This window comes from Nocardioides glacieisoli (genome assembly GCF_004137245.1).
In the GTDB taxonomy this organism is placed as follows: domain Bacteria; phylum Actinomycetota; class Actinomycetes; order Propionibacteriales; family Nocardioidaceae; genus Nocardioides; species Nocardioides glacieisoli.
The window spans coordinates 111,271-128,847 of record NZ_SDWS01000003.1; the positions used below are offsets into that span (position 1 = coordinate 111,271).

The 17,577-nt window shown below is 71.6% G+C and carries 13 protein-coding genes; 10 read left to right on the plus strand and 3 right to left on the minus strand.

Annotated elements, in window-relative coordinates; all coding sequences use genetic code 11:
• Window positions 1-109: 109 nt before the first annotated feature.
• The 4 genes from groES to EUA06_RS08120 all read left to right on the plus strand — a co-directional run bounded on the left by groES (window position 110) and on the right by EUA06_RS08120 (window position 4,020).
• Window positions 110-403 (plus strand): co-chaperone GroES, encoded by a 294-nt coding sequence (gene groES, locus EUA06_RS08105; protein WP_129426251.1) that lies wholly within the window; start codon window positions 110-112, stop codon window positions 401-403.
• Window positions 404-501: 98 nt separating this feature from the next.
• Window positions 502-2,127 (plus strand): chaperonin GroEL, encoded by a 1,626-nt coding sequence (gene groL, locus EUA06_RS08110; protein WP_129474535.1) that lies wholly within the window; start codon window positions 502-504, stop codon window positions 2,125-2,127.
• 75 nt (window positions 2,128-2,202) lie between these two features.
• Window positions 2,203-3,042 (plus strand): glycosyltransferase, encoded by an 840-nt coding sequence (locus EUA06_RS08115; RefSeq protein WP_165354307.1) that lies wholly within the window; start codon window positions 2,203-2,205, stop codon window positions 3,040-3,042.
• A 228-nt stretch (window positions 3,043-3,270) separates the two neighbouring features.
• Complete coding sequence (locus EUA06_RS08120) at window positions 3,271-4,020, plus strand: hypothetical protein (protein WP_165354308.1); 750 nt, start codon at window positions 3,271-3,273, stop codon at window positions 4,018-4,020.
• Here EUA06_RS08120 and EUA06_RS08125 read toward each other — a convergent pair.
• Window positions 3,996-5,528, minus strand: a complete 1,533-nt coding sequence (locus EUA06_RS08125; RefSeq protein ID WP_129474538.1) for a hypothetical protein — start codon at window positions 5,526-5,528, stop codon at window positions 3,996-3,998. The two genes, EUA06_RS08120 and EUA06_RS08125, sit on opposite strands and share 25 nt — an antisense overlap.
• A 48-nt stretch (window positions 5,529-5,576) precedes the next feature.
• Here EUA06_RS08125 and guaB point away from each other — a divergent pair, with 48 nt between their 5' ends.
• The gene (gene guaB, locus EUA06_RS08130; RefSeq protein WP_129474539.1) at window positions 5,577-7,079 is read left to right on the plus strand and encodes an IMP dehydrogenase; all 1,503 of its coding nucleotides are present in this window, start codon (window positions 5,577-5,579) and stop codon (window positions 7,077-7,079) included.
• A gap of 15 nt (window positions 7,080-7,094) precedes the next feature.
• On the opposite strand, the gene EUA06_RS22340 is transcribed toward guaB, so the two are convergent.
• Entirely contained in the window at window positions 7,095-8,783 is a 1,689-nt protein-coding gene (locus EUA06_RS22340; RefSeq protein WP_165354309.1) for a CHAP domain-containing protein, read from the minus strand.
• Window positions 8,784-8,879: 96 nt separating this feature from the next.
• Here EUA06_RS22340 and EUA06_RS08150 point away from each other — a divergent pair, with 96 nt between their 5' ends.
• Both EUA06_RS08150 and EUA06_RS08155 read left to right on the plus strand, forming a co-directional pair.
• Complete coding sequence (locus EUA06_RS08150; RefSeq protein WP_129474542.1) at window positions 8,880-9,989, plus strand: GuaB3 family IMP dehydrogenase-related protein; 1,110 nt, start codon at window positions 8,880-8,882, stop codon at window positions 9,987-9,989.
• A complete protein-coding gene (locus EUA06_RS08155) occupies window positions 9,986-11,704 on the plus strand; it encodes a glycerol-3-phosphate dehydrogenase/oxidase (RefSeq protein ID WP_129474543.1) in 1,719 nt (572 codons plus the stop codon). Before EUA06_RS08150 ends, EUA06_RS08155 begins: the two co-directional genes overlap by 4 nt.
• On the opposite strand, the gene EUA06_RS08160 is transcribed toward EUA06_RS08155, so the two are convergent.
• Window positions 11,701-12,228 (minus strand): hypothetical protein, encoded by a 528-nt coding sequence (locus EUA06_RS08160; protein ID WP_129474544.1) that lies wholly within the window; start codon window positions 12,226-12,228, stop codon window positions 11,701-11,703. The genes EUA06_RS08155 and EUA06_RS08160 overlap by 4 nt on opposite strands.
• 132 nt (window positions 12,229-12,360) lie before the next feature.
• Here EUA06_RS08160 and EUA06_RS08165 point away from each other — a divergent pair, with 132 nt between their 5' ends.
• The 3 genes from EUA06_RS08165 to guaA all read left to right on the plus strand — a co-directional run bounded on the left by EUA06_RS08165 (window position 12,361) and on the right by guaA (window position 17,573).
• Complete coding sequence (locus tag EUA06_RS08165) at window positions 12,361-13,971, plus strand: succinic semialdehyde dehydrogenase (protein ID WP_129474545.1); 1,611 nt, start codon at window positions 12,361-12,363, stop codon at window positions 13,969-13,971.
• Entirely contained in the window at window positions 13,968-15,704 is a 1,737-nt protein-coding gene (locus tag EUA06_RS08170) for a GMC oxidoreductase (RefSeq protein WP_129474546.1), read from the plus strand. The genes EUA06_RS08165 and EUA06_RS08170 overlap by 4 nt, the downstream gene beginning before the upstream one ends.
• A gap of 291 nt (window positions 15,705-15,995) precedes the next feature.
• Window positions 15,996-17,573, plus strand: a complete 1,578-nt coding sequence (gene guaA, locus EUA06_RS08175) for a glutamine-hydrolyzing GMP synthase (protein ID WP_129474547.1) — start codon at window positions 15,996-15,998, stop codon at window positions 17,571-17,573.
• Window positions 17,574-17,577 lie beyond the last annotated feature (4 nt).

Genomic DNA, 17,577 nt, shown 5'->3' on the forward strand with positions numbered 1-17,577 from the left:
GCGCCAGATGCCCGAGGCCCCGGCGCGACCCCCGCGACGGCGTGCCGACCAGGTCCCGGGCCCACGTCCTGAACAAATCTCGTGCAGAGAAAGTGGAGGTTGATCCGAAGTGTCGGTCAACATCAAGCCCCTCGAGGACCGCATCGTCGTCCAGGCGATCGAAGCCGAGCAGACCACCGCCTCCGGCCTGGTCATCCCGGACACCGCCAAGGAGAAGCCCCAGGAGGGCTCGGTCGTGGCGATCGGTCCCGGTCGCATCGACGACAACGGCAACCGTGTCCCGATCGACGTCGCCATCGGCGACAAGGTCATCTACAGCAAGTACGGCGGCACCGAGGTCAAGTACTCCGGCCAGGAGTACCTGATCCTCTCCGCCCGCGACATCCTCGCCGTCGTCTCCTGATTCCCTTCGCCCGGAACGTCATGGCTGCCGGTCGCTTCGGCGACCACCGGCCATGACGTCCGGGCGAACCCCTTTCACACGTTCCTAGGAGCACAGCAATGCCCAAGATCCTGGAGTTCGACGAGAACGCCCGCCGCGCCCTCGAGCGCGGCGTCGACGCCCTCGCCAACGCCGTCAAGGTGACGCTCGGCCCCAAGGGCCGCTACGTCGTCCTCGACAAGAAGTGGGGCGCCCCCACGATCACCAACGACGGTGTCACCGTCGCTCGTGAGATCGAGCTCGACGACCCGTTCGAGAACCTCGGTGCCCAGCTCACCAAGGAGGTGGCCACCAAGACCAACGACATCGCTGGCGACGGCACCACCACCGCCACCGTGCTGGCCCAGGCCATGGTCCACGAGGGCCTCCGCGCCGTCGCGGCCGGCGCCAACCCGATGGGCCTCAAGCGCGGCATGGACGCCGCGGCCGAGGCCGTCGGCGACGCGCTGCGCGAGGCCGCCCGCGAGGTCGAGTCGCGCGAGGACATGGCGTCCGTCGCCACGATCTCCAGCCGCGACAGCCACATCGGCGACCTGCTCGCCGAGGCCTTCGACAAGGTCGGCAAGGACGGCGTGATCACGGTCGAGGAGTCCAACACCATGGGCACCGAGCTCGAGTTCACCGAGGGCATGCAGTTCGACAAGGGCTACATCTCGGCCTACTTCGTCACCGACCCGGAGTCGATGGAGTCCGTCCTCGACGACCCCTACATCCTTCTCCACCAGGGCAAGATCTCCTCGATCCAGGAGCTGCTTCCGGTCCTCGAGAAGGTCATCGGCACCGGCAAGCCGCTCTTCATCCTCGCCGAGGACGTCGACGGCGAGGCGCTGTCGACACTGGTCGTCAACAAGATCCGCGGCACCTTCAACGTCGCCGCCGTCAAGGCCCCGGCCTTCGGCGACCGCCGCAAGGCGATGATGCAGGACATCGCGACCCTCACCGGTGCGCAGGTCGTCGCCCCCGAGGTCGGGCTCAAGCTCGACCAGGTGGGCCTCGAGGTCCTGGGCCAGGCCCGCCGCGTGGTCATCACCAAGGACCACACGACGATCGTCGACGGCGCGGGCGAGAGCTCGGCCGTCGAGGGCCGCGTCAACCAGATCAAGGCCGAGATCGAGAACACCGACTCCGACTGGGACCGCGAGAAGCTCCAGGAGCGTCTCGCCAAGCTCGCCGGCGGTGTCTGCGTGATCAAGGTCGGCGCCGCCACCGAGGTGGAGCTCAAGGAGAAGAAGCACCGCATCGAGGACGCCGTCTCCGCGACGCGCGCCGCGATCGAGGAGGGCATCGTCCCCGGCGGTGGCTCCGCGCTCATCCACGCCGTCTCCGTGCTCGACGGCGACCTCGGCCTCACCGGCGACGAGGCCTACGGTGTGCGCGTGGTCCGAAAGGCGTGCGACGAGCCGCTGCGCTGGATCGCCGAGAACGGCGGCGTCAACGGCTACGTCGTGACCGCCAAGGTCCGCGAGCTCGGTGTCGGCAACGGCTACAACGCCGCCGACGACACCTACGGCGACCTGGTCGCCCAGGGCGTCCTCGACCCGGTCAAGGTCACCCGCTCGGCGCTCGTCAACGCGACCTCGATCGCCGCGATGCTGCTCACGACGGAGACGCTGATCGTCGAGAAGCCCGAGGACGACGAGCCGGCTGCTGCCGGCGGCGGCCACGGTCACGGCCACGGTCACTGATCCAGTCCTCCACCCGCCGCCCCCGTCCGAGTCCGCTCGGCCGGGGGCGGCTGTGCGTGCGGCAGGATGCCACCCATGTCCTCCGTCGAGCTCGTGCGAGCGGTCCTGGGTAGTCCGCTCGGCGCGCCGGTGCGGGTGCTCTACTCCGGCGTCCTCCGTCTCCAGGTGGTCGCGGTGGGCATGCTGGACGCCGCCCGGTCACGAGGCAGGTCGGACCGGGGCTGGCTGGCGGAGCAGCTGAGCGTCTCGGCCAAGACGTTCCTCAGGCCGGCGACCGCGCGCCGCATGGTGCGGACCGTGCGGCGGGTGTTCGACGGTGACGTCGTCATCGCCGACGACTCGCCGACCCCGATGGCGCCACCGGATGCGCGCTGCCGCATCGTCGAGCTGCCCTTCAACTCGGGGGTCACTGTCGGCCGCAACGCGGCCCTGGCGCAGGTGCGCACACCCTTCGTCCTGGTCACCGACGACGACGTGCTGTTCACCAGGGCGAGCGACCTCGAGCGCGCGGTCCGCTTCCTGGTCGACCACCCCGAGGTCGATGCCGTCTGTGCGTTCCAGGTGGAGCTGCCGCGCTGGTACGCCGTCGAGGCCGGCGACGAGAGCGAGCTGTTCCCCGGACACCGGCCGCTGCGCATCCCGCACGGGACCGAGATCGACGGCACCCGGGTCGTCGCCAAGGGCCCCACCGCGTACGTCGGTCGCACCGAGGCGCTGCGTCAGGTGCCCTACGACGAGAAGATCCGCATGGTCGACCACCGAGACTTCTTCAGCTCCGCAGCGGGCCGGCTGGTCTTCGTCCAGGCCCGGTGGTTCGTGGTCTACCACGCCCGCACACCGTTCAACAGGTCGTACAACCAGCACCGCGACGACGTGCACCCGGACCTGTTCTACCTCGGCGGCAAGTGGGGCTGACGTCAACCGACCGGCACCGGTGCGCGTCACACGGACGTGCGTCAACGGTCCGCGGCACTCCTCGTCGTCCCACTCCTCGCAGTGGGATGTACGTCGACGCCCGCCGCCGACGCACCTCCGACGGAGCCATCCGTCGTCACACCGACGCGCGAGCCGACGGGTGACCCGACCGACGCGCGAGTGTCGCTCGGCGACCTGGAGCGGTCCGGCCCGCCCCGGCTGGCGTACGTGCGAGACCTCGTCCTGCACGGCACCGACGGGCGGTTGCTGAGGATCCGGCTCGGTCTCCGCGGGCAGTGGGGGGTCACCTCGCTGGTGGCCGACGGCGACGGCTACATCGCCACCGACGACCGCTGGTTCGAGGGCACGATCGGCATGCACCGCCTCGACGGCGAAGGGCAGGCCGTGGCCAGCTGGACCTCCACCGGTCCGGCGCTGGCCGGACCTCGCGGAGCCGCCGCCTGGGTGAGCCTGGTGGCCCCGGAGTCGGGCGAGTCCGGGCCGACGCTGCTCCACGCGGGCGGTCGCGAGCAGGACATCGGCCCGCTGATCTCGCCGGTGCTCGCGGCCCACGACGGCCGGACGCTCACCTTCACGGCGCTGCAGGACGGAGGCCGGTCCTACGTGCGGCGCGGGTTCACGACCGACCTCGTCGACCCGCCCGAGCGGGTCCCCGTGCCGTCGACGAGGACGTACGCGTCCGATGGCGAGCACTGGTGGGAGCTCCGCCGCTGGCGGCTGGTGATCGGTGGCCCGGACGGCGAGGTCGCGATCCGTTCGCGGCCCTTCGTGCAGGCCTTGGGAAGACCGGCCTGGGAGGACGACTCCCACCTCCTGGTGACGGTCACCCACCGTCGGCGCCAGGCGATCGGGCGCATCGACCTCGACGGCACGCTCAGCCTGGCCAGCGACTGGTCACCCTTCGACAACGCCGGCTTCGCGTTCGTGACCGATCACTTCCCCCAGATCGTCCGGTAGGGGGTCGTGCAGTCCACGTCGACCTCCACGGGGTCGACGGTGTTGAGGTGGTAGATCCGGTAGCGGTCGCAGGCGGTGACCACGAACTCGTACTTGCGGATCAGCGAGCTCTCGATCGGGCGCGTGCCAAGCTCGCTCCACGTGTTGATGTAGCTCGCCTCGACGAACCACGTCGGCGGGTTGCTGCCGGTGAGCGTTGAGCGGAGGTCGTCGAGGCCGGGGTCGAGCGTGCGCATCGGCAGCGACCAGAGATGGGGGTACGGCGACGAGGCGTGCGTCGCCCACTGGATGTCCGCACGACCGCCGTAGACGAGGACCCGGTCGCCGGGTCGCGCGATCGAGTCGAGCGCCTGGCCGGTCCGCACCTCGACCGGCACCCGGCCGCCGACCCAGGCGCCGGTCCAGCCGACCAGCGCGACGACGCTCGACGCCACGCAGAAGGCGACGGCGGCCGGGTTGACCTTGTCCCGGGTCCCACGGACGCGGTCGTTGGACAGGAGCAGGGCGAGCGCCAGCGCGATCGCCGGGATCGGCACGAAGAGGTAGGGCATCCAGTAGCTGCCACTGACCGCGACACCCGCGAGGTCGACGCCCAGCATGACGAGCACCGCCACGGTCGCCACACCGTCGAGCCGCAGCAGACCGGGCAGCTGGGCGAGGAAGCACACCACCAGCAGCAGCATCCCGATGCCGATGAAGACCAGCAGCAGCACCCAGACCCGGCCGGTCGCGCCCTCGGAGCTCTGCGTGGCGATGGTGCGGCTGGCGTCGGAGCGGAAGGACACCGTGACGTACCAGAGCGTCTCGAGGCGTACGCCGACCGCGAGGGCCCAGCCGACCACGACGACCACCGGCACCGCGGCACCCGCGACGGCAGCCAGCGCGCACCGCAGGGTGTCCCGCACCGGCAGCTGCCGGGCGACGACGGAGCCGACGAGCAGCACGCCGCCGAACACCAGCCCGCCCACGATGCTCTGCTTGAGGCCAACGGCGAGCATCGCGAGGAACCCCGCCCAGAACGCGTCGCCTGCCGAGATCCGGCGTACGGCCCGCAGGGAGAGCCAGCACGACAGCATCACGAGCGGGATGCCGAGGAGCTCGCCCTTCGCGGCCACCGGGTCGATCTGCGCGTTGCTCACGAGCGCTGCGGTCCCGACCGCGACCCAGGCCGTGGTCCGGCGTACGGCGGCCGGGTCGACGACGCCGGCGCGCCGGGCGATCTCGCGGGTGGCGGCCGCGGCGGCGAGCACGAGGAGGGCGCAACCCACCGCGCCGACGAGGCGGTGCGTGTAGGCGCCGCCGACGGAGTCGGTCGCCTGCATCAGCCAGATGATCGGCGGCGGGCGGTCGACGAAGTAGTGGCCGTAGACCGAGTCGGCCTCGGGCCGCCACGCTCGCGCGACGAGCAGGAAGCCGGCCTCGTCGGGCCGCAGCGGCCACAGGAGCCCGGGGAAGCGGGCGACGAACGCCGCCACGGCCGCCAGCCACACGACGCGCCCCGTCCCCATGCCTGACACCCTCTCAGAGCACCGTCGGCGCGCCCGTAGAATGAGCGCGTGGAGATCCCCGAGAAGTTCGCTGCGCTGGGCCTCACCTACGACGACGTGCTGCTGCTGCCGGGCGAGTCCGACCTCGCGCCGAGCGACATCGACACCACGACCCGCCTCACCCGCGAGATCTCGATCCGCGTGCCGCTGATCAGTGCGGCGATGGACACGGTCACCGAGGCGCGGATGGCGATCGCGATGGCCCGCGAGGGCGGCATCGGAGTGCTGCACCGCAACCTCTCCATCGACGACCAGGCCCGTCAGGTCGACCTGGTGAAGCGCACCCAGACCGGGATCATCTCCAACCCCGTCACCATCGGCCCCGACGCGACCCTGGAGGACCTCGACCGGCTCTGTGGCGAGTACCGCGTGTCTGGCCTCCCGGTCGTCGACGTCGACAACCACCTGCTCGGCATCATCACCAACCGCGACCTGCGGTTCACCCCGGTCGCCGAGTGGGCGACCACCAAGGTCACCGAGGTGATGACGAGCGAGGGCCTGATCACCGGCGCGATCGGCATCTCCCGCGAGGAGGCGACCGCGCTGCTGCGGGCCCACAAGCGCGAGCGGCTCCCGCTCATCGACGGCGAGGGCCGCCTCGGCGGGCTCATCACCGTCAAGGACTTCGTCAAGGGCGAGCAGTTCCCCCATGCGTCCTACGACGCCGACGGCAGGCTGCTGGTCGGCGCGGCCATCGGCTACTTCGGGGACGCCTGGGAGCGGGCCACCACCCTGGTCGAGGCCGGGGTCGACGTGCTCGTCGCCGACACCGCGCACGGCCACGTCCACCTGCTGCTCGACATGGTCAAGCGGCTGAAGTCCGACCCCGCCACCCAGCACGTGCAGGTCATCGGCGGCAACGTCGCGACCCGTGCGGGCGCGCAGGCGTTCGTCGACGCCGGCGCGGACGCCGTGAAGGTCGGTGTCGGGCCCGGCTCGATCTGCACCACCCGCGTCGTCACGGGCGTCGGTGTGCCGCAGGTGACCGCTGTCTACGAGGCGTCGCTCGCCACCAAGCCCGCCGGCGTCCCGCTGATCGCCGACGGCGGCATGAAGCACTCCGGCGAGATCGCCAAGGCGCTCGTCGCCGGCGCCGACGCCGTGATGGTCGGCTCGATGCTCGCCGGCTGCGAGGAGTCGCCCGGCGACGTCGTCTTCGTCAACGGCAAGCAGTTCAAGTCCTACCGCGGGATGGGCTCGCTCGGCGCGATGAGCAGCCGCGGCAAGAAGTCGTACTCCAAGGACCGCTACTTCCAGGCCGAGGTCGCCAGCGACGACAAGATCGTGCCGGAGGGCATCGAGGGCCAGGTCGCCTACCGCGGCCCGCTGTCGGCCGTCGCCCACCAGCTCGTCGGCGGGCTCAACCAGTCGATGTTCTACGTCGGCGCGCGGACCATCCCCGAGCTGCAGGACAAGGGCCGGTTCGTCCGGATCACCTCCGCCTCGCTCAAGGAGAGCCACCCGCACGGCGTGCAGATGACGGTCGAGGCGCCCAACTACAGCGGGAGCTGACGCCAGCCGACCGGGTCAGGGCGTGAAGCCGGCCCGGGTCGGCGACGACTCGTCGACCACGGCAGAGGCGGGCCGCGTCAGCAACCTCGCCGTCGTACGCCCTCCGGAGACGACGAACGTGCCTGCGTTGCGGCGGGTCACGAGCCCCGGGGACCGGGTCGGGTCGCCGGTCGTGCCGACGCGCGCCGGCATGTGGGAGCGCTCGCCCGGCACCGCCGCACGCACGAGCACGGCGCCGTTGCTGTCGACCGCAGCGACGTGCAGGCGGTCGGCGATCATTCCCACGGCCGGGGAGGCGTAGGGCGACCAGTCGCCGGCGATCTCCTCCGGTCGGCTCCAGCGCCGACTGGTCAGCGTGCGCACGAGGAGCCGGCCGCGGGCGTCGACCTGGTGGACGTACGTCGTGCCGTCCCCGGTCGCGGTCAGTGCGGGCGTCGAGGTGACCGAGCCCGGTGCTCCGGGCAGTCGCGCGAGCCGGCCCGCCTCGAGGGACAGTGCGTACGTCGTCCCGCGGCGGCCCACCGCGACCAGCAGCGTGCGACCGGCTCCGTCGGGGCCGAGCACGGGTGCGACGTGCGTCGCCCACGAGCCCGCCCGGCCGATCCGGTCCGGCCTGCTCCAGCCGGAGTGCTGCGTCAGGCGCCGGACCTGGAGCGTCCCGGCCGACGAGGTGGTGGCGACCAGCGGCCGTCCGGTGCGCGACAGCGCGATCGCCGGGCTGGCGGTCGGGGCGGAGGCCGCCATCCGGCGCAGCACCAGCCTGCCGTTGCGCGGCGTACCGGCCAGGACGCGGCCGTCGCGCGTCGTGGCGGCGAGCCACGGCAGGCCCTGACCCGACAGCGTCAGCGCGGGTGCCGCGAAGGTCGAGAACGCGCGGCGCGGGCCGACGGCCCGCGTGGTCCCTCCCGGGCGGGACAGCCAGAGGGTGCCGGAGCCGTCGACGCGCGCGGTCCAGGACTCACCGAGCCCGTCAGCCACGGAGACGATCGGACGGTCTGACCCGAGGAGCGGCGAGGGTGCCACGTCGTCGAGGTGGAGGTAGCGGAAGTCGCCGACCGGGACGGTGCGCGTGCTGTAGCCGCCCGGTGTCACGTAGTTGTACTCCTCGACCGTCACGGTGCCCGGTCCGATGGCCGAGACCCAGGCGAGGTGCCCGACGCGGCCGTCGTCGGTCTGCGCGATCGCACCGATCGCCGGGACGGAGTCGACGCGGTAGCCCAGGCGCCGGGCGACGTCGTCCCAGTTCTCCGCATTGCCCCAGTGCTCTCCGCCGAAGCTGTTGGAGAAGCCGTCCATCCGGTTGCGCTCCTGCAGCCGCCACGCCACGAAGCTCGTGCAGTTGCGCAGCACGAAGCCCCACGAGTCGCCGATCGAGCCGTTGATCGACCACACCCGGCTCGCGCACGTCGGGCGTGGCCCGCGCGGGTCGTAGGTGTGCCCGGTGACCGGGTCGAACACCGGCGGCGGGGGAGGAGGCGGCTCGACGACGGGCGGCGCGGTCTCGCCCGGCTTCAGCGGGGTCGGGCTCGGGGTGGGCGGCGGCGTCGGCTCGACGATCGGCTCCTGCGGGACGATCGGGCACTGGCCCTGCCAGGCCCACGGGTAGTCGTCGGAGGCCGAAGCGGCAGGCGCGACCACCCCCAGCAGCCCGCCCGCGATGCAGACGGCTGCCAGGGCGCGCGCGACCAGACCTGTGTTCCCCACCGCACGACCGTAAGGACGGTCGGGGGTGCCTGTACGCGGTTTGCCGAACCTGTTGCCGTGGCGTGGACCACGGGGACCGGCCGATAGTCTGCACGTGTGACCGAGATCGAGATCGGCCGTGCCAAGCGCGGCCGCCGCGCGTACTCCTTCGACGACATCGCGATCGTGCCCTCGCGGCGCACCCGCGACCCCGAGGAGGTCAGCACGGCCTGGCAGATCGACGCCTACCGCTTCGACATCCCGGTCCTCGCGGCGCCGATGGACTCGGTGATGTCTCCGTCGACCGCCATCGCGCTCGGCCAGATGGGTGGACTCGGGGTGCTCAACCTCGAGGGCCTCTGGACGCGGTACGACGACCCGACAGGTCTGCTCGAGGAGGTCGCGGGCCTCCAGGGCTCCGAGGCGACCCGGCGGATGCAGGAGATCTACACCGAGCCGATCAAGCCCGAGCTGATCACGGCCCGGCTCAAGGAGATGCGCGCCGCGGGCGTCACCGTCGCGGGGTCGCTCTCGCCGCAGCGCACCAAGGAGCACGTGAAGGCCGTCGTCGACGCGGGCGTCGACATGTTCATCATCCGCGGCACCACGGTCAGTGCTGAGCACGTCAGCAGCCAGTCGGAGCCGCTGAACCTCAAGGAGTTCATCTACGAGCTCGACGTCCCGGTGATCGTCGGCGGCTGCGCGACCTACCAGGCCGCGCTCCACCTGATGCGCACCGGCGCGGCCGGCGTGCTCGTCGGCTTCGGCGGGGGAGCGGCCCACACGACGCGCACGGTCCTCGGCGTGGCGGTGCCGATGGCCAGTGCGGTCGCCGACGTGTCGGCCGCGCGCCGCGACTACATGGACGAGTCGGGCGGTCGCTACGTCCACGTCATCGCCGACGGGTCGATCGGCAGCTCGGGCGACATCGCCAAGGCGATCGCCTGCGGCGCCGACGCCGTGATGATCGGCTCGCCCCTGGCCCGGGCGACCGAGGCGCCGGGCCGCGGCTTCCACTGGGGGAGCGAGGCCACGCACGCCCAGCTGCCGCGCGGCGAGCGCGTCGGCTTCGAGCCCGTCGGGTCGCTCGAGGAGATCATGTTCGGCCCGTCCCGCGTCGCCGATGGCACGATGAACCTCGTCGGTGCGCTCCGCCGCGCGATGGCGACGACGGGCTACACCGAGCTCAAGGAGTTCCAGCGCATCGAGGTCGTGGTCCAGGCATGAGCATCGCCAAGGCCCTCGACGCCCACCAGCGAGCCGACGCGCTCGAGCAGCTCGGGGCCGGTGAGCTCGACGTGCTCGTCGTCGGCGGCGGGATCGTCGGCGTCGGCGCCGCGCTCGACGCCGTCACGCGCGGCCTCAGGGTCGGCCTGGTCGAGCAGCGCGACCTCGCCTCCGGCACGTCGTCGCGCTCGTCCAAGCTGGTCCACGGCGGCCTGCGCTACCTCGAGATGTTCGACTTCGCGCTGGTCAAGGAGGCGCTCGAGGAGCGCGGTCTCCTGCTGACGCGGCTCGCGCCCCACCTCGTACGCCCCGTGCCGTTCCTCTACCCGCTCGAGCACGCGTGGGAGCGGCCCTACGTCGGCGCCGGGATCGCGCTCTACGACGGCATGGCGATGACCGGCAAGTACGACATGGGTGTGCCCAAGCACAAGCACGTCTTCCGCAAGCAGCTCGCGCGGATGGCGCCGGACATCCGCACCGACGACATGCACGGCGCGATCCGCTACTACGACTGCCTGGTCGACGACGCGCGGCTGGTGATGACGATCGCCCGCACCGCCGCCAACAACGGCGCCCACGTCGCGACCCGCACCAAGGTGGTCGCCTTCCTGCGCGAGGGCGACGCGGTCGTCGGCGCGCGCGTGCGCGACCTGGAGGGCGATCGCGAGATCGAGGTCCGGGCGAAGGTGGTCATCAACGCCGCCGGGGTCTGGACCGACGAGGTCCAGGACCTCATCGGCGGGAAGGCGCAGCTCGACGTCGACGCCAGCAAGGGCATCCACCTCGTCGTGCCCAAGGACCGGATCCGCTCCGAGTGCGGCTTCATCACCAAGACCGAGAAGTCCGTGCTCTTCGTGATCCCGTGGGGCCAGTTCTGGATCATCGGGACGACCGACACCGCCTGGGACCTCGACCTCGCCCACCCCGCGGCCAGCAAGGCCGACATCGACTACCTCCTCGGCCACGTCAACCGGCTGCTCAAGGACCCGCTCGACCACCGGGACGTGATCGGCGTCTGGGCAGGCCTGCGGCCGCTGCTCAAGGCGGTGGGGAAGCAGGGGGAGAGCAACGGCGGGGAGACCACCAAGCTCTCCCGCGAGCACACGGTGGCCAACCCCGTGCCGGGCCTCGTGCTGGTCGCCGGCGGCAAGCTGACGACGTACCGCGTGATGGCCCGCGACGCCGTCGACCACGCGATCCGCGAGTTCGACGCGACCCCGCGCTCCATCACCGACCGGGTGCCGCTGATGGGCGCGTGGGGCTTCGAGACCCGCACCAACCAGCGCGTCGCGCTGAGCCGCTCGTCCGGCCTCGACATCGGCATGGTCGACCACCTCCTCGGCCGCTACGGCGGGCTCGTCGACGAGCTGCTCGCCCTGATCCACCAGCGCCCCGAGCTGGCCGAGCCGCTGCCGGGCGCCGAGCACTACCTCAAGGTCGAGGTGCTCTACGCGGTCACCCACGAGGGCGCCCGCCACCTCGACGACGTGCTGGCACGGCGCACCCGCGTGTCGATCGAGACCTTCGACCGCGGGATCTCGGCCGCCCGGCCCGCCGCGGAGCTGATGGCCGAGGCGCTCGGCTGGGACGAGGCGCAGCTCGAGGACGAGGTGGACCACTACCTCCGGCGGGTCGAGGCCGAGCGGCAGAGCCAGCTCATGCCGACCGACCAGGAGGCCGACGAGGCTCGGGTCAAGGCCCCCGACATCGTCTAGAAGCGCTGGATCGGCCCCGGGCTCGACAGCCCGAAGGTCTCGCGCAGGCCCGAGCGCCGGCCACCGGCCTCGAGCGCATCGGCGACCTTGCCGACCGGGCGGGACCACGGCCACACGTGCACGGTCATCAGGGCGAGCGAGACCACCGCGCCACCGAGGTAGACCAGCAGGTCGCCGTCCGGCAGCACGAAGGCGGCCGCGAGCGACGCGATGGCGATGAACTCGGACACGGCGAACCGCAAGATCATCCCGCTCTGCCAGCGGATGCGCGCCTGGGCCGTGGCGTCGTCGTCGGAGAGGTCGGTGGCGAGCGGCGGCGTGCGGTAGCCGACCGCCTCGAGGAGGCCGTGGGCCGCGAGGCCGGCCACGACCTGGGCGAGCAGCACCACGAACGACACCGACCCCTCGGGCGGAAGCACGACCGAGATCGCGACGCCGATCACGACGAGCGCGCTCATCAGCGAGGCCGCGAGGATCCGGTTCGAGAGGGCGAAGGGAGCGCCGGTGGGCAGCGGTGACGACATGGCGCCGACCCTAGCGACGGACGCCGTCGGACGCCGTCAAGGTGATTGGACAAATGTCACAGAAGTGTCAAATGCCGGGACAGAAGTGACCGACCGGTAGCAACGCCGCCGGCACCGTCCTACTCTGCAGAGATGAGCGAGCAGAGCGCCAACCCCCTCATCGGCGGCCCCGCGGACCCCGAGCACGACAGCACCGCGGCCTACGGCCTCGACCGGTCGTACGTCGCCTCCCTGACGCGGCGGATCGTGAGCACCACCGGCGAGACGCACGCCGTGTCGTCGCCGATCGGCGGAGCCCCGCTGGGTCACGTCCCCCAGTCGGGTCCGGCCGACGTGACCGAGGCGTTCGTGCGTGCGCGCCACGCCCAGGCCGGGTGGGCCGCGACGTCGATCGACGAGCGCGCCGCCGCCCTCCTGCGCCTGCACGACCTCCTGCTCGACCGGCAGGACGAGCTCATCGACCTCGTCGTGTGGGAGTCGGGCAAGGCCCGCAAGGACGCCTACCTCGAGGTCGCCCACCTCGCGCTGACCGCGCGCTACTACGCCCGCACCGCGCACGAGCACCTCGACACCCAGCGGGTCGGCGGGATGTTCCCGGTGCTCACGCGCGCCGAGGTGCACCGCGTGCCCAAGGGCGTCGTCGGCATCATCTCGCCCTGGAACTACCCGCTCACGATGGCGCTCTGCGACGGGATCCCGGCCCTGCTCGCCGGCAACGCGGTTGTCTCCAAGCCCGACGCCCAGACCATGCTCACCGCGCTCCTGGCCGCGCAGCTGCTCGACGAGGCCGGCTTCCCGCCCGAGCTGTGGCAGGTCGTCGCAGGCCCTGGCCCCGAGGTCGGCGGCGCGATCGTCGCCGAGGCCGACTACATCTGCTTCACCGGCTCGACCGCGACCGGGCGGACCATCGCGAAGCAGTGCGCCGAGCGGCTCATCGGCTGCTCGCTCGAGCTCGGCGGCAAGAACCCGATGCTCGTCCTGCGCGACGCCGACGTGCACCGCGCGGCGGAGGGTGCCGTCCGCGGCGTCTTCTCCAACGCCGGCCAGCTGTGCGTCTCGATGGAGCGGCTCTTCGTCGCCGACCAGGTCTACGACCGGTTCGTCGACGCGTTCGTGTCGCGCACGCAGGCGATGACGCTCGGCGCCAGCCAGGACTGGAGCGTCGACATGGGCTCGCTGATCTCGCAGGCCCAGCTCGACACCGTCGCCCGCCACGTCGAGGACGCGGTCGCCAAGGGCGCGCGGGTGCTCACCGGCGGCAAGGCACGTCCCGACCTCGGCCCGTTCGTCTTCGAGCCGACGATCCTCGAGGGCGTCTCCGCCGACATGGAGTGCTTCGGCAAGGAGACCTTCGGCCCCGTGGTCGCGCTCTACCGCTTCCACAGCGAGGACGAGGCCGTCGAGCGCGCCAACGACGGGGCGTACGGCCTCAACGCGTCGGTCTACACGCGCGACGGCGCCCGCGGCCGGGCCGTCGCGCGTCGCATCAAGGCTGGGACGGTCAACGTCAACGAGGCCTACGGCGCCACCTTCGGCTCGCTCGGCGCGCCGATGGGCGGGATGCGCGAGTCGGGGATGGGCCGGCGCCAGGGCGCCGAGGGCATCCACCGCTACACCGAGGCGCAGTCCGTCGCGACGCAGCGGCTGGTGCCGATCGCCCCGATGCTCGGGATGTCGGAGGAGACCAACGCCAAGGTCATGACCGCTGCGCTCCGCCTGCTCAACAAGCTGGGGCGCGCATGACCGCCCAGCACTACGACGTCCTCGTCATCGGGTCCGGCTTCGGCGGCTCCGTCACCGCACTGAGGCTGACGGAGAAGGGCTACAAGGTCGGGGTGCTCGAGGCCGGCGCTCGCTTCGAGGACGACGACTTCCCGGCGACGTCGTTCGACGCGAAGCGCTTCCTCTTCGCACCGTCGATGGGGATGTACGGCATCCAGCGCATCGACATGGTCAAGGACTGCCTGATCCTCGCCGGGGCCGGCGTCGGCGGCGGGTCGCTCGTCTACGCCAACACGCTCTACGAGCCGCTCGACGCGTTCTACCGTGACCCGTCGTGGGCCCACATCACCGACTGGAAGACCGAGCTCGCGCCCTACTACGACCAGGCCAAGCGGATGCTCGGCGTGGTCGAGAACCCCCGCCACACGCCGTCGGACGAGGTGATGAAGCAGGTCGCCGAGGAGATGGGCGTCGGCGACACGTTCCACCCGACGCCGGTCGGCGTCTTCTTCGGCGGACCCGACGCGCAGGGCGGCGAGGAGGTCGCGGACCCCTACTTCGGTGGTGCCGGTCCGGCTCGCAACGCCTGCCTCAACTGCGGCGAGTGCATGACCGGCTGCCGCCACAACGCCAAGAACACGCTGGTCAAGAACTACCTCCACCTCGCCGAGCAGGCCGGGGCGGTCGTCCACCCGCTGACCACGGTCACGCGCGTCCGACCCCGCGGTGCCGGTGGCTACGAGGTGACGACGCGGTGGACCAAGGCCAAGCTGTCCCGGCTCTCCAGGAACAACCCGGCCACCAAGACGTTCACCGCCGACCAGGTCGTTTTCTCCGCGGCGGCGCTCGGCACCCAGAAGCTGCTCCACCAGCTCAAGAACGACGGTGACCTGCCGGCGATCAGCGACCGTCTCGGCGTGCTCACCCGCACCAACTCCGAGGCGATCCTCGGTGCGCTCGCACCCCGCGCGACGACCGACTTCACCGAGGGCGTGGCGATCACGTCGTCGTGGCACCCCGACGAGTTCACCCACATCGAGCCGTGTCGCTACGGCAAGGGGTCCAACGCGATGGCCCTGATGCAGACGGTCCTCGCCGACGACACCCCCGGCACGTGGCGGGTGGGCACGTGGCTGCGCGAGCTGTGGGCCCAGCGGCGCACGGCGTTCGACCTCTACGACTTCAAGCACTGGTCGGAGCGCACCGTCATCGCGCTGGTGATGCAGACGCTGGACAACTCGATCACCACGAAGTGGACTCAGCGAAAGTGGGGCAGGGGTCGCTTCGGCTGGCGGATGACGAGCGAGCAGGGCCACGGCCTGCCCAACCCCACCTACATCCCCATCGCCTACGAGGCGACGCGACGCATCGCCGACGCCCTCGGCGGCACGGCCGGCGGCAACGTGGGCGAGGTCTTCAACCGACCGCTCACCGCCCACTTCATCGGCGGCTGCACGATCGGCGACTCGCCGGCCAACGGCGTCGTCGACGCCTGGCAGCGGCTCTACGGCCACGAGGGGCTCCACGTCGTCGACGGCTCGGCGGTGTCGGCGAACCTCGGCGTGAACCCGTCGCTGACGATCACCGCACAGGCCGAGCGGGCGATGGCCTTCTGGCCCAACAAGGGCGAGGCCGACCCACGTCCCGAGCTCGGCGCGACCTACCGCCGGCTCGCCCCGGTCGAGCCGAAGAACCCGGTCGTGCCCGAGGCTGCCCCGGGTGCGCTGCGCCTACCGATCGTCGGCGTCAGCTGATCGCTGCGATTTACTTTCGCGGGGCCCGTAACCAGCCGCCGCAGAAGGTCGTTGCCCCAAGTGAGGGGTCCGGCAAGTCATGCTCCCTCCCAAGGGCCGGGTCCTTCGATCTCGGCACTGTTCTGCAGTGGCGGGGACTCAAGTCCCAGGGCCCGACCACCCTCCCTCCCCGGTCGGGCCCTGGGGCGATTCCAGGCTGAGCTGGGCGGGCCGGGGCCCGACGCTCTACCCTCGCTCCCCGGTCGGGCCCTGGGGCGATTTGAGAGGGAGCGAGGTCGATAGACTCCGATCGTGACGCAGCCTGCAGAGCACGACCTGGTCCTCGTCGTCGACTTCGGGGCGCAGTACGCCCAGCTCATCGCCCGCCGCGTCCGTGAGGCGCGGGTCTACTCCGAGATCGTGCCCCACACGATGCCGGTCGCCGAGATGCTCGCGCGCGGCCCGAAGGCGATCATCCTGTCCGGCGGCCCGTCCAGCGTGTACGCCGACGGTGCCCCCGGCATCGACGACGACGTCTTCACGGCCGGCGTCCCGGTGTTCGGCATGTGCTACGGCTTCCAGCTGATGGCCAAGGGCCTCGGCGGAGAGGTCGCCCACACCGGGGCCCGGGAGTACGGACGTACGCCCGTCACCGTCAGCGAGGCCGGCACCCTCCTCGAGGGCATCCCCGCCCAGCACACGGTGTGGATGTCCCACGGCGACTCGGTGGCCCAGGCGCCCGAAGGATTCACCGTGCTGGCCTCGACCACCGACACCCCGGTGGCGGCCTTCGAGGACGTCGGCCGCGGCCTGGCCGGCGTGCAGTGGCACCCCGAGGTGCTGCACACCGAGCACGGCCAGAAGGTGCTCGAGCACTTCCTGCACCACATCGCCGGCGCCCGGCAGACGTGGACGATGCTCAACATCGCCGAGGAGCAGATCGAGCGCGTCCGCGAGCAGATCGGCGACACCGGCCTGGCCATCTGCGGCCTCTCCGGCGGCGTTGACTCGGCGGTGGCGGCAGCCATCGTGCAGCGTGCGATCGGTGACCGACTGCACTGCGTCTTCGTCGACCACGGCCTGCTCCGCGAGGGCGAGGCCGAGCAGGTCGAGCGCGACTTCGTCGCCGCGACGGGCGTCAACCTCCACGTGTACGACGCCCGCGAGACGTTCCTCGCCGCGCTGGCCGGGGTGACCGACCCCGAGGAGAAGCGCAAGGTCATCGGTCGCGAGTTCATCCGCGCCTTCGAGGCCGCCGAGGTGCAGGTGCTCGGCGAGGCCGCCGACGCCGGCGAGAAGGTCGGCTTCCTCGTGCAGGGCACGCTCTACCCCGACGTGGTCGAGTCCGGTGGCGGTGCCGGCACCTCCAACATCAAGTCCCACCACAACGTCGGCGGCCTGCCCGAGGACCTCGAGTTCGCGCTGGTCGAGCCGCTGCGCACGCTCTTCAAGGACGAGGTCCGGCTCGTCGGGGAACAGCTGGGTCTCCCCGCGGACATCGTGTGGCGCCAACCGTTCCCCGGACCGGGCCTCGGCATCCGCATCATCGGCGAGGTGACCGCCGACCGCCTCGACATCCTGCGCCGCGCCGACGCGATCGCCCGTCAGGAGCTCACCCGCGCCGGGCTCGACCGCGACATCTGGCAGATGCCGGTCGTGCTGCTCGCCGACGTCCGCTCCGTCGGCGTCCAGGGAGACGGCCGCACCTACGGCCACCCCGTCGTGATCCGCCCGGTCACCTCCGAGGACGCGATGACCGCCGACTGGGCCCGCCTGCCCTACGAGGTGATGGAGCGGATCTCCACCCGCATCACCAACGAGGTCGCCGAGGTCAACCGGGTCACCCTCGACATCACCTCGAAGCCGCCGGGCACCATCGAGTGGGAGTGAGCCG